The organism is Dyella sedimenti (assembly GCF_022760995.1).
In the GTDB taxonomy this organism is placed as follows: Bacteria; Pseudomonadota; Gammaproteobacteria; order Xanthomonadales; family Rhodanobacteraceae; genus Dyella; species Dyella sedimenti.
The window spans coordinates 1-12,162 of record NZ_JAKWJO010000008.1 but is presented as its reverse complement, the minus strand read 5'-3'; the positions used below and the strand labels follow the sequence as shown (position 1 = coordinate 12,162).

Annotated in this window: 13 protein-coding genes and 1 pseudogene; 8 read left to right on the top strand and 6 right to left on the bottom strand. The window is 67.8% G+C overall.

Annotation, left to right across the window (positions count from 1 at the left end):
• Positions 1-22: 22 nt before the first annotated feature.
• A complete protein-coding gene (locus tag MJ605_RS15560; RefSeq protein ID WP_243042462.1) occupies positions 23-391 on the bottom strand; it encodes a PilZ domain-containing protein in 369 nt (122 codons plus the stop codon).
• 83 nt (positions 392-474) lie between these two features.
• Positions 475-1,650, bottom strand: a complete 1,176-nt coding sequence (locus tag MJ605_RS15555) for a DNA polymerase IV (protein WP_243042461.1) — start codon at positions 1,648-1,650, stop codon at positions 475-477.
• A 470-nt stretch (positions 1,651-2,120) separates the two neighbouring features.
• Here MJ605_RS15555 and MJ605_RS15550 point away from each other — a divergent pair, with 470 nt between their 5' ends.
• The 4 genes from MJ605_RS15550 to arsC are packed head-to-tail and all read left to right on the top strand — an operon-like array spanning position 2,121 to position 5,663.
• On the top strand, positions 2,121-3,026 hold the full coding sequence (locus MJ605_RS15550; RefSeq protein WP_345779542.1) for a segregation and condensation protein A: 906 nt from the start codon (positions 2,121-2,123) through the stop codon (positions 3,024-3,026).
• Positions 3,027-3,064: 38 nt separating this feature from the next.
• Positions 3,065-3,940, top strand: a complete 876-nt coding sequence (gene scpB, locus MJ605_RS15545) for an SMC-Scp complex subunit ScpB (protein ID WP_243042460.1) — start codon at positions 3,065-3,067, stop codon at positions 3,938-3,940.
• Positions 3,937-5,316 (top strand): pseudouridine synthase, encoded by a 1,380-nt coding sequence (locus MJ605_RS15540; protein ID WP_243042459.1) that lies wholly within the window; start codon positions 3,937-3,939, stop codon positions 5,314-5,316. The genes scpB and MJ605_RS15540 overlap by 4 nt, the downstream gene beginning before the upstream one ends.
• Positions 5,316-5,663, top strand: a complete 348-nt coding sequence (gene arsC / locus MJ605_RS15535) for an arsenate reductase (glutaredoxin) (protein ID WP_243042458.1) — start codon at positions 5,316-5,318, stop codon at positions 5,661-5,663. Before MJ605_RS15540 ends, arsC begins: the two co-directional genes overlap by 1 nt.
• Positions 5,664-5,723: 60 nt before the next feature.
• On the opposite strand, the gene MJ605_RS15530 is transcribed toward arsC, so the two are convergent.
• From MJ605_RS15530 to MJ605_RS15520, 3 genes are read right to left on the bottom strand one after another with little or no spacing between them, the layout of a single operon-like run.
• Positions 5,724-6,524: an amidohydrolase gene (locus MJ605_RS15530; protein ID WP_243042457.1), complete on the bottom strand. Its 801-nt coding sequence runs from the start codon at positions 6,522-6,524 to the stop codon at positions 5,724-5,726.
• Positions 6,512-7,657 carry a pyridoxal phosphate-dependent aminotransferase gene (locus tag MJ605_RS15525; RefSeq protein WP_243042456.1) on the bottom strand — a complete coding sequence of 382 codons (1,146 nt, stop codon included), beginning with the start codon at positions 7,655-7,657 and terminating at the stop codon, positions 6,512-6,514. The genes MJ605_RS15530 and MJ605_RS15525 overlap by 13 nt, the downstream gene beginning before the upstream one ends.
• Positions 7,658-7,717: 60 nt before the next feature.
• On the bottom strand, positions 7,718-8,671 hold the full coding sequence (locus MJ605_RS15520) for a LysR substrate-binding domain-containing protein (protein WP_243042455.1): 954 nt from the start codon (positions 8,669-8,671) through the stop codon (positions 7,718-7,720).
• A gap of 119 nt (positions 8,672-8,790) precedes the next feature.
• On the opposite strand from MJ605_RS15520, the gene MJ605_RS15515 reads away from it, so the two are divergent.
• Complete coding sequence (locus MJ605_RS15515) at positions 8,791-9,375, top strand: FMN-dependent NADH-azoreductase (RefSeq protein WP_243042454.1); 585 nt, start codon at positions 8,791-8,793, stop codon at positions 9,373-9,375.
• 245 nt (positions 9,376-9,620) lie between these two features.
• Here MJ605_RS15515 and MJ605_RS15510 read toward each other — a convergent pair whose 3' ends face one another.
• The gene (locus tag MJ605_RS15510; RefSeq protein WP_243042453.1) at positions 9,621-9,854 is read right to left on the bottom strand and encodes a hypothetical protein; all 234 of its coding nucleotides are present in this window, start codon (positions 9,852-9,854) and stop codon (positions 9,621-9,623) included.
• A 345-nt stretch (positions 9,855-10,199) separates the two neighbouring features.
• Here MJ605_RS15510 and MJ605_RS15505 point away from each other — a divergent pair, with 345 nt between their 5' ends.
• From MJ605_RS15505 to MJ605_RS15495, 3 genes and pseudogenes are all read left to right on the top strand, one after another.
• Positions 10,200-10,436, top strand: coding sequence for a hypothetical protein (locus MJ605_RS15505; RefSeq protein ID WP_243042452.1), 237 nt, complete (start codon positions 10,200-10,202; stop codon positions 10,434-10,436).
• A 67-nt stretch (positions 10,437-10,503) separates the two neighbouring features.
• Entirely contained in the window at positions 10,504-11,403 is a 900-nt protein-coding gene (gene ligD / locus MJ605_RS15500) for a non-homologous end-joining DNA ligase (protein ID WP_243042451.1), read from the top strand.
• A 46-nt stretch (positions 11,404-11,449) separates the two neighbouring features.
• A pseudogene (locus MJ605_RS15495) lies at positions 11,450-12,141 on the top strand (IS5 family transposase); the annotation flags it as partial.
• Between the last annotated feature and the right edge of the window lie 21 nt (positions 12,142-12,162).

Genomic DNA, 12,162 nt, shown 5'->3' with positions numbered 1-12,162 from the left:
TCCTTCGGAGAGCGCGACGCCCTCAGTCGTGCCACATCTCCAGGATGTCGGCATAGCCACCCAGCAGGTTCCACAGCGGCACCTGCTTGTCCTCGGGAATGCGGGTGTAGGCGAAACCCAGGTGACGCTCGGAAATGCGCGCCACCTGCGCCTCCAGGTGGATGTGCAGGTCGTGGCCGAAGATCATGTCCAGGATCCAGCTCTGGCCCGGCTCGCCCTGCCAGCCCAGCGGTCGGCGCAACAGCACGCCGGTCGCGGAGATGTCCACCAGCTCGGTGGGATGCGATTCGTTGCCGCGGCTCATCAGCACCGTGGTCTCGATCCGCATGCGGGCCGGCCGCAACTGCTCCGGCTCGGAGCCGTTCCTGGCATTGTCTTCCGCTTTGCTCATCCTGCCCTGTCTCCCCGTGCCAGGCGCCTGCCTCGTCCTGCAAGCACCGCCATCGTTCATATGGCGCGCTTCCACGCCACTTATCAATCCTGCCCACGCGTCCGCAAGACACCCGCACGGACCAGGCTCCCCGAGCCGAACCGCGCATTGATGCGGTCCTGCACCTGGTCCGACGCGCGCCGCGCGGGCGACCCGTCGAACAAGCCCGGCTGCCGCCGCTCCGCGAAACCTGACAGGCTGACCCCGAGCAGGCGCAGGCGCGGGTTCGTCCGGGTCTGCCACCAGACGTTAAGCAAGCCTCGTGCCACGTCATAGATATCGCTCGCCGACGCGCTGGACTCGCGCAGCGGGGCCTGCCGCGTATGGGTGACGAACGGCGGCTCGCGCAGCTTCACCGTCACCGTGCGGCCAGCCAGCCCGCGACCACGCGCACGGGCGGCAATGCGCTCGCAGTGCCGCAGCAGCCAGGATTCGGCCAGGGCCAGGTCCTCCAGGTCGGTGTCGTAGGTGTGCTCGGCGCCGATGGATTGCTCGGCCTGCTCGGGCTGCACGTCGCGATCATCCTCGCCGCGCGCGAGTGCCTGCATGAATACGGCATGACGCCCCAGCGCACCGGCCAGACGCGCCGTGTCACATGCTGCCAATTCGCCGATGGTGCGGATGCCCAGCCGGTGCAGCGCCTGCTCGGTGACCTTGCCGACCGTCCACAGGCGTCCCACCGGCAGCGGCGCCAGCTCGGCCGCGGCATATTCCGCGGCGATGCGATGGAAGCCGTCCGGCTTGGACAGCTCGCTGGCCAGCTTGGCCAGCAGCTTGTTCGGCCCCATGCCCACCGAGGCCACCAGCCGCGTGCGCTTGCGGATCTCCCGCTTGATGCGCCGGCCGATCGCCTCGACCGGGCCCAGCAGGCGCTGGCTGGCGGTGACGTCGAGGAAGGCCTCGTCCAGCGACACCCCCTCCACCAGGGGCGTGACCTCGTGAAACACCTCGAACACCCGGGCCGACAGTTCCTCGTAGCGCGCCATGCGCGGCCACAGGTAGACCGCGTCCGGGCACAGACGCCGTGCCTGGGCGGTCGGCATGGCCGAATGAACGCCGAACCGGCGCGCCTCGTAGCTGCAGGTGGATACCACGCCGCGCGGCCCCAGCCCGCCGACGATCACCGGCCGCCCGCGCAGCTCGGGATGGTCGAGCTGCTCCACGGACGCGTAGAAGGCGTCCATGTCGACGTGGATGATGGCGCGCTCATCGGAAGGCATGCGCGGCTATTCTGCCGCTACGCGGTCCCTGCCGTGTACTGGACTTGCCGGCGTGCAACGGCTAATCTTGGCCTTGCATGGGTCATAAGGGTGCGCGCACGATCGGCCAGGATCGACCGCTACGGCACCCGTCCCGATGCATCAGCCGACCGATTGAACAGCCAGTGACGCGGGTTTCGTCACGTTGCGGCTTGCGCCTTTGCCGTGGATTCGCCCCCGCCAGAGACGCCCAAGGGTCGCTCACGGCCAGCCTGACCGAAACGCCGCTCGCGCGCTTTCGTCATGCTCGTCCGCGACGGTGACGCAAGGCGCACCGGCTGGGTATCGCGCAGGTAGCTTCAGCGGACCGCCAGCCCATGGCCGCGGTCCGTGCGGGGACATTCGTCGGAACGAATGCCGGCGGGACGGAACGTTTCCTAACGTGTTGAATGCAACGCAAGCCGTCATGGACGGCCCAACGACATGTATTGATGAGCACTGAGCCAGTCGAGCCTCAGGCGGTCGCCACGCCGCAGGACGCGTTTGCGTCGGTACCTCAACAGCAGGAAATGCCGCTGGCCATCGTGCGCGGCGAGCCGCTGTTGCAGATGCCGCAGGACCTGTACATCCCGCCGGATGCGCTCGAGGTCATCCTCGAATCGTTCGAGGGGCCGCTCGACCTGCTGCTGTACCTGATCCGCCGGCAGAACCTGGACATCCTGGACATCCCTGTCGCCGAGATCACCCGGCAGTACATGGACTACATCGAGATGATGCGCGACGTGATGCGCCTGGAGCTGGCCGCCGAGTACCTGCTGATGGCGGCCATCCTTGGCGAGATCAAGTCGCGGCTGCTGCTGCCGCGGCCGCCGGCTGAAGAAGGCGTGGAGGAGGATCCCCGCGCCGAGCTAGTGCGCCGGCTGCAGGAGTACGAGCGCTTCAAGAAGGCGGCCGAGGACATCGACGCCCTGCCCCGCCTGGAGCGCGACGTGGCGTTGGCCCACGCGGACGCGGGCGAGCGCACGGTGGTCAGGCTGCCCCCGCCGCTCGACCTGAAGGAGCTGCTGCTGGCGCTCAAGGACGTGATGCACCGCGCCGAGCTGTTCGGGCACCACGCCATCAAGCGCGAGGCGCTCAGCGTGCGCCAGCGCATGGGCGAGTTGCTGAGCCGGCTCGATGGCGACAGCTTCCATCGCTTCGAGACGCTGTTCGACGTCGGCGAAGGACGGCTGGGCGTGGTGGTGACCTTCCTGGCCATGCTGGAACTGGCCAAGGAAATGCTGGTGGAGATCGTGCAGGAAACCCCGCTGGCGCCGATCTACGTGCGGTCCAGGATGGCCCACGCCGAGGAGTCCACGGACTTGCCGGCCGGCGACGATGCGGCCGCCGCCGAATAGGCGGCGCCTTCCCTTTCATCCTCATCCAACCCGAGGCCATGCAGATCGAACAACTCAAACCCATCATCGAGGCGGCGCTGCTGGCATCCACCCAGCCGATGACCATCCCTCAGCTGCTGGAACTGTTCGGCGAAGAGGACGAGGTCGGCCGCGAGGACGTTGCCCGGGCGCTCGAGGCGCTGGCCGGGGACTGCGAGGGCCGGGGCGTGGAACTGCGCGAGGTGGCCTCCGGCTTCCGCTACCAGGTCAGGCAGGACGTGCATCCGTGGATCTCGCGGATGTGGACGGAAAAGCCCAGCCGCTACTCGCGCGCCCTGCTGGAGACGCTGGCGCTGATCGCCTACCGCCAGCCGATCACCCGCCCGGAGATCGAGCAGATCCGAGGCGTGGTGGTGTCCTCCAACATCATCAAGACGATGGAGGAGCGCGAATGGATCCGCGTGGTGGGCTACCGCGACGTGCCCGGCAAGCCCGCCCTGTTCGGCACCACCCGCGCCTTCCTGGACTACTTCAACCTGAAGTCGCTGGACGAACTGCCGCCGCTGTCGGAAATCCGCGACATGGAAGACCCGCAGATGAGCATCGCGCCGGAACCGCTGCCCGCCCGCGTGGTGCGCGACCTGCCGATCGATCCCGACGAAACCGACGAAACCCTGGTGGTGTCGGGCGAGGAGGCCAGCGAGGCCGTCGCCGAACCCGCCACCGGCGAAACACCCGCCGACGAACCCGCCGAGGGCCAAGCGCCCATCGTCGGGGAAGCGGCCGACGAAACCACCGCGACGGAAGTCGCCCCCCATGAACCCGGCGATGCCCCGCACGCCGATATCCCAGACGCCACTGCCGACGAGGCAGAGACCCACGCGGACGCCGGCCACGGCGACGCCACGCAAGACACCGAGGAGTACCGCGCATGACTGCGCCCCAAAAATCCCTGTTGACCCTGAAACGCCCCCAGCGCGACGAAAGCGCCCCCACCCTGGAAGAACGCCTGCACAAGGTGCTGGCCAATGCGGGCCTGGGCTCGCGCCGCATGCTCGAACAGCGCATCCAGGCCGGCGAGGTCGAACTCAACGGCGCGCCGGCCACCATCGGCGCCAGCGTGCACTCCGGCGACCGCGTGGTGCTGGACGGCAAGCAGTTCGTCGTCGCCACCGACAACCGCGACGAGACCGAGGTGCTGGTCTATCACAAGCCCGAGGGCGTGGTGACCACCCGCGAGGACCCTGAAGGCCGTCCCACCGTGTTCGAGCAGTTGCCGCGCCTGAAGGGCGCGCGCTGGGTCGCGGTGGGCCGCCTGGACATCAACACCACCGGCCTGCTGCTGCTCACCACCGACGGCGAGCTGGCCAACGCGCTGATGCATCCCAAGAGCGGCCTGGAACGCGAGTACCTGTGCCGTGTGCACGGCGAAGTGCCCGACGAGGTGATCGAGAAGCTCAAGGCCGGCGTGGAGCTGGAGGACGGCCCCGCCCGCTTCGACGAGATCGCGGTGATCAGCCGCGGCGGCAGCCATAGCTGGTTCCGCGTGGTGATCCGCGAGGGACGCAACCGCGAGGTGCGCCGCCTGTGGGATTCGCAGGGCTTCCTGGTCAGCCGCCTCAAGCGCATCCGCTACGGTTCCGTGGAGCTGCCGCGCAACCTGCGCCGTGGCGACTGCGAGGCGCTGAACGAGGAATCCGTCAAGGAGCTGCGCAAGACCACCGGCCTGGGCGCGCCGCAGCCAGTGCTGACCCTGAGCCCGGTGCTGCACCAGCGCCGCGCGCCGCGCAACGTCACCGAGTACCGCCCCGAGCGCGGCGCCACCGGCGGGTGGAGTAGCGCGCACCAGGACGAGGCCCGCGAGCTGCGCGCCTATGACCGCATCCGCGAGGAACCCGTGCGCGGCGCCAAGCGCCGCAAACCGGGCAAGGAAGTGAATGGCAACGTGGCGCGCCCCGAGCGTCCGTCCAATGCGCTGCCCCGCAAGAACAAGCGCGGCATCGCGCCCGGCCAGGAACTGCCCTCGGTACGCACCTGGTTCGCCGGCGAAGCCCGTGATGGCGGCCGCAGCGCTGCCGGCGGCGGCAATCGCCGTGGCGGTGCCGGCGGCGGCAAGGCCTTCGGCGCCCGCGCCGGCGGCGAAAGCCGTGGCGGCAATCCCTATGGCGGCTTCGGCGGCGGCAACGCTGGCGGACGCGGCAAGCCGGGGCGCGGTGGCGGCCAGGGCGGTCGTCCGCAGGGCCGCGGCGGCAATCGCCCGCAGGGTGGCCGTGGTGGCGGTGGCGGCGGCAACCGCAACGGCCACCGCTGATGCCGGTACGCATCTACCACAACAGCCGCTGCTCCAAGTCACGCGCCACCCTGGCGCTGCTGGAGCAGCGCGGCGTCGCGTGCGAGGTGGTCAACTACCTCGACACGCCGCCGAGCGCGGAGGAGCTGACCCGGCTGCTGGACATGCTCGGCATGACGCCGCGCGAGCTGATGCGCAAGGGTGAACCCGAGTACGCCGAACTCGGGCTGGACGATCCCTCGCTGGACGACACCACGCTGGTCGCGGCCATGGCCAGCCATCCACGCCTGATCGAGCGCCCCATCGTGGTCGCCGGCGGCAAGGCCGCCATCGGCCGGCCGCCGGAAGCGGTATTGGACATCCTCTGAAAACACCGCGGCGCACCAACGGCGGACACCACTGGGCGTCCATCCGTAGTCCGGGCCAGGTCAGTCGTCGAGCGTGAAGCGGTCCGCATCCATCCAGGCGGGGAAGCGCTCGCGATGGGCCAGCAGCGGCGCGGGGTCCAGCGTCACCGTCACCACCTGTTCCTGCGGTCCCAGTTCCACCAGCGGCTCGCCCACCGGATCGAGCACCGCGCTGTCGCCCGCGTACGGCAGGTCGTTGCCGTCCACGCCGACGCGGTTGAGGCCAACCACGTAGCTCAGGTTCTCGATGGCGCGGGCACGCAGCAGGGTACGCCACGGCTGGCGGCGCGGCGCTGGCCAGTTCGCCACGAAGATCGCCAGGTCGTACTCCATGCCGCCCGCGGCTTCCGCGCGGCGGCCGTTGCGCAGCCATACCGGAAAGCGCAGGTCATAGCAGACCTGCGGCAGGATGCGCCAGCCCTTCAACTCCACGATCAGCCGCTCGTTGCCGCCACCGTAGCGGGTGTGCTCGCCGGCCATGCGGAACAGATGGCGCTTGTCGTACTGCGCGTAGCTGCCATCCGGGCGCGCCCAGATCAGGCGGTTGTAGACGGTGTCGCCTTCGCGGATGGCCAGGCTGCCGCACAGCACGGCGTCCACCTCCTGCGCCAGCGCGCGCATCCACGCTACACCCTCGCCATCCATGGTCTCGGCGCTGGCGCGGGTGTCATTGCTGAAGCCGGACAGGAAGGTCTCCGGCAGCACCACCAGGTCGGTGCTGCCCGCCACGCGGCGCACCAGGGCGCCGTAGTAGTCGCGGTTGGCCGGCGCATCGTGCCAGCGCGTGGCGCCCTGCACCAGGCTCACGTTCAGAGCTTGCATAGGCGCTCCGCGGCGGCTTCCATCGTGGCGTCGCTCTTGGCGAAGCACAGGCGCAACAGGTGCGTGCCCGGCGACTGGTCGTAGAACGGGGTGAGCGGGATCGCGGCAACGCCGCCTTCCTTCACCAGCCACTCGCAGAACGCCACGTCGTCCTTGTCGCTGATGGCCGAGTAGTCGACCAGTTGGAAATAGCCGCCAGGCACGTCCAGCAGCTTGAAGCGCGAGGGCTCGATCAGCCCGCGGAAGCGGTCGCGCTTGGCCTGGTAGAACGCGGGCAGTTCCAGGTAGTGCCCGGGCGTGCTCGCCATGAACTCGGCGAACGCCACCTGGGCCGGGTGGAAGGTGCAGAAGGTGAGGTACTGGTGCACCTTGCGGAACTCCGCCGACAGCGCCTGCGGCGCCACCGCGTAGCCGACCTTCCAGCCGGTGCAGTGATAGGTCTTGCCGAAAGAGGACACCACGAAGCTGCGCGCTGCCAGTTCGGCGTGGCGCAGTACGCTCTGGTGCTGCGCGCCGTCGTAGACGATGTGCTCGTACACCTCGTCGGACAGCACCACGATCCCGGTATCGCGCACGATGGAGGCCAGCTCGTCCAGGTCGGCCGCCGACAGCACAGCGCCGGTGGGATTGTGCGGGCTGTTGATGAGGATCATGCGCGTCCTGGGCGTGACCGCATCGCGCACGCGCTGCCAGTCCACCGCGAAGGTGGGCGCCTGCAGCGGGATGTGCACGGCGCGCGCGCCCTGCAGCTCGATGGCCGGCTCATAGCTGTCGTAGGCGGGATCGAACACGATCACCTCCTCGCCCGCGCGCACCACGGCGGCGATGGCGGCGAACAGCGCTTCGGTGGCGCCGGAGGTCACCGTCACCTCGGTGCCGGGGTCCAGCCGGTGGCCGTACATGCGCTCGGTCTTGAGCGCGATCTGCTCGCGCAGGATCGGCAGGCCGATGCCGGGCGCGTACTGGTTGCGTCCCTCGGCCATGGCGCGGGTGATCGCGTCGCGCAGCGGCTGCGGGGGCTCGAAATCCGGAAAGCCCTGCCCCAGGTTCACGGCCTTGTGTTCCAGCGCCAGCTGGCTCATCACGCTGAATATGGTGGTGCCCACTTTGGGCAGCTTGGTCTCGATCTGCATGGTCCGAAGGTTTGGATGGCTAAATGTCGATGCTAGCACGGCCGGGATGACACGCCCCGGTCAGACGTACTTGCCGCACTGGGCGTGCTTCTCGCGCACGGTGTCGGGCAGCTTCTCGGCCAGGAAATCGACGAAGGCGCGCACGCCGGGCAGCAGGCCGCGCCGGCTGGGGTAGACGAAATGCATGGTGCCCTGGGGCACGTTCCAGTCTGGCAGCACCAGCTCCAGCTCACCGCGCGATACCGCCGGGCCGCAGATGAACTCGGGCAGCAGGGTCACCCCGATGCCGCGCTTGCAGCTCTGCAGCAGCGCCGCGAAGTCGCCGCAGATCAGTCGTGGCTGGATGTCCACCACGATGCGTTCGCCCTGCGCATCCAGCAGTTCCCAGCTCTGCGCGCCCTCGTGCTCTTGCATGCTCAACGCGGGCAGGCGGGAAAGGTCCGAAGGTTCCTTGGGGTGGCCATGGCGCTTGAGCAATTCAGGGCTGGCTACCAGCAGTACACGCGATTGCCCGAAGGTGCGCATCACCAGGGTCGCGTCGGTATCGAGCTTGCTGCGCACGCGGATGGCCACGTCGAAACCCTCGCCGATCACGTCCACGCGCCGGTCGGTGGCCTGCAGGCGCACCTGCATCTTCGGGTGCTGGAGCAGGAAATCGGGAAGGATGTGCCCCACCACGGTCTGCACCAGGGATACCGGGCAACTGACGCGGACCATGCCGCGCGGTTCCGAGCGCAGTTCCTCCACCGCCTCCTGGGCCGCCCGCGCTTCTTCCAGCACGGCCCGGCAATGGGCATAGAAGCGCTCGCCCACCTCGGTGACCACGAAGCGGCGGGTGGTGCGCTGCAGGAGGCGCACCCCGAGCCGCTCCTCCAACTGGGCGATGCGCTTGCTCAAGCGCGACTTGGGGATGCCCAGCGCCCGACCCGCCGAGGAGAATCCGCCATGTTCCACGACGGCGGCGAAGAAATAGAGGTCATTCAGATCCTGCAAGGCGCCATCCAACACCGTCATGTCGTTTCCCTCAAGGAACAATACGTTCGATTTTACCCGTCTTATCGAGCAATTGTTCGTTAATTATCTTTAGTCCTTGTCGCCGGGCTTCTTCCCGGCCCTGACCGAGGACTTGGACCATGAAACTCCTGCATATCGATGCCAGCGCGCTGGGCAGCCATTCCGTCTCGCGCGGCCTGACCACGGCCATTGTGGCGGAACTCAAGCGTCATGAGCCGGCCGCCGAGGTGATCTACCACGATCTGGTGGCCCAGCCGCTGCCGCACTGGACCCCGGTGGCCGATGCCGCCGACCCGGCCACGGCGCTGGGCAACCAGATGCTGGAGGAATTCCTGGCCGCCGACGTAGTGGTGGTCGGCGCCCCGATGTACAACTTCTCGATCCCCAGCCAGCTGAAGGCCTGGATCGACCGCATCACGGTGGCCGGCAAGAGCTTCCGCTACACCGCCAACGGCCCCGAGGGCCTGGCCGGCGGCAAGCGCGTGATCGTCGCCTCCTCGCGCGGCGGCATCTACACCGAGGGCAGCACCGCCGCGCCGATGGACTTCCAGGAAACCTACCTGCGCGCCCTGTTCGGCTTCCTGGGCGTGACCGACATCGAGTTCGTGCGCGCCGAGGGCGTGGCGATCAGTGAGGACAACAAGGCCGAGTCGGTGAAGTCGGCCCACGCCACAATCGGCGTCGTAGCCCGCAAGGCGGCCTGATCACGCCACGAAGGTGCGGTTGACGAGGGGCGCGTGCCAACGGTGCGCGCCCCTCGCTTTGCCCCTAGGCTGCTGTAGGAGCGCACCCAGTGCGCGACCCGACCCGTCATCCCGGCGCACCCCACAAAAGGGGCAAGGGCCGGGATCCAGCAGCGTCAATCTTCACCCGAAGCGATAGCGGTCAACAGATCGCCCTTCCAGATACTGAGGTCCTGGGTCCCAGCCTTCGCCGGGACGACGAGCACTCAGGCCGCCTGCACCTGCGATGCCGGCTTGGCGAACTGGGCAAGGCGGATGGTCGATCCGGTACCCGGCATCTCCACGTACACGGTGCGACCCGAACGCAGGTATTCGTCGCGCGCCACTTCGCGCGCCAGCTTGATGGCATCAGTCAACGGCAGGTCGCTGAACAGGGAAAAGCCGGAGCGGCATACGTTCCACCGGCCTTCGGCGGACGACTTGAGCGAATAGGTGACCATGTACCACCCCTGTGAAAAGAGAGAGCCCCGCCACCGCTTGACCGAGCAGGCGAAGAACCTGCAGGAGTGTCCGGAATGGACCGACCAAGAGTGCGCTCATCCAACCGAGGAACCTACCTAGTCCCTCACTGTGTAGTGCGCAGGAATACAGCGACATTGGTCACGCGATACGGTGCCGACATTTCCGGTGTCATGCAACTGTTTCACCGTTGATACAGATCGTACTGATCTCTCTTTAACCCGCGCGCGCCCGCACATGAATGGACGTAGCGCGGTTTCCGCATGCGTCACCCGTCGTTAACCGCCGCGCCGGCAGTGTCGGAATCCCACGATGGGAAAACACCCATGAGCGATTCGACCCGCGAACCACGCGAAGGATGTTCATCGTTCCAGGACGAACTGCTGCACCTGCTCCGCCTGCTCGCCACGGAAAACGAGCTGCTGCGCCACCAGTTGCGCAGGCATTCGGCAGGCGAGCTGCAGATACGCGATATCGAGCGCCGCATGTGCGAGGTCAACGGCGGCGTGCGCCCGGCCACGCAGGAGCGCCTGCGGGCCCTGCTCGCCTCGCTGTCCAGCTAGCGATTTCACGCGTACCGCGCTTCCCAGCGCCTACCATGCCGCATCCATTGATGGAGCCGACCGTTCCATGGCGCCGAACGATATCGAGGGCATCGTCATCACCCATCCCGAGCGCGTCGTCTTTCCGGACGACGGCATCACCAAGCAGGCCGTGGCGGCGTATTACCATGAGGCCATGCGGCGTTTCCTGCCCGGCATCGCGCATCGTCCCACGTCGGTGCTGCGCTTTCCCGAAGGCATCGGCGGACAAGGCTTCTTCCAGAAACATCCCATGCCCGGGCTGCGCCATACCGAGGCGGTCCACCTGCGCGAGGAAGGCGGCGGATGGGCCGATTACCTTTGTCCCGCCGATGCCGGCTCGGTGATCGAGCTGGTGCAGTTCGGCACGCTCGAATTCCATCCCTGGGCGGCGCGCGCCGATGCGCCGGACGAGGCGGACTACCTGGTGTTCGATCTCGATCCCGGCCCCGGCGTGGCATGGCGCGACGTGATCGAGGCGGCGCGGCTGGTGCGGGGACGCCTGGCCGGCGTGGGCCTGAAGAGTTTCGTGCGCACCACCGGCGGCAAGGGCCTGCACGTGGTGACGCCCTTGCACCACGCCTGCGCCTGGGACGACGCCAAGCGCTTCACCCAGGGATTCGCGCGTGCGCTGGCGCGGGACGAGCCCAGGGGATTCACCTCTCGCGCGGCGATGGAGGAGCGCGAGGGCCGCATCTTCATCGATTACCTGCGCAACAGCCGCGGCGCCACCAGCGTGGCGTCCTATTCCCTGCGCGCCCGTCGCGGCGCGCCGGTGGCGATGCCGCTGCGCTGGCAGGAGCTGGGTCGCTGCCGTGGCGGCCAGGATTTCCATTGGCTCGCCGCGCGGCGGCGGCTGGCGCAGTTGCATGGCGATCCCTGGGATGGCTTCGCCTCCTTGCGCCAGGACCTGGGCAAGGCGCTCAGGACCTACGGCGCGACGGCGTGACTGCTCAGAGCCTGTTCAAAATCTTCCTGCTCTGCCCGAAACTAGGCGGATGTTGCCCGAGAGCTTTCCGAAATGGCGCACGGTGCACGCGTACTTCCAGATCTGGAGCGAGGTGGACAAAGAGGAGGTGAGCCTGCCGGAGCGGGCGCTCAAAAATCAGGTTGGCGCGGCCCGCGAGAAACAGGGGTGCAACGGCTGCAGCAGGTTCTTGATCGTGGACGCGCAGAGCGTGAAGAACAGTGATACGGCCGGTCAGAAGGGCTATGACGCGGGCAAGAAGGTGTCGGGATCAGGCGGCACATCGCGGTGGACACGCAAGGGTTGCCGCACGCCATCGCGGTGACCACGGCAGAGGTGACCGACCGCCGGGGTGCCTTGCAGGCGTTCGGGCGTTGCAAGGCTGGTCTGGGTCGGGTGCAAAGCGTGCTGGCCGACAGCGGCTATGTGGGCCGACCCTTCGCCTTGGGGGTGAAAGAGGTCTTGGGCAAGCATGTCACGGTGCAGATCGCCAAGCGCAGCGAACTGCACACCTTCAAGGCCATGCCCAAGCGCTGGGTGGTGGAGCGCAGCTTCGCTTGGCTGGAGAAGAACCGGCGCTTGTGGAAGAACGCCGAGCGCAAGCTCAACACCAGCCTGCAGTCCATCCACTTGACCTTCCTCACCCTCTCTTGCTTAAAAGATTTTGAACAGGCTCTAAGAGCCGCTAACAAAACTCCGGAAGATTCCGTAAGCAGATGATCGAGCAGGCAAGCGACAGCC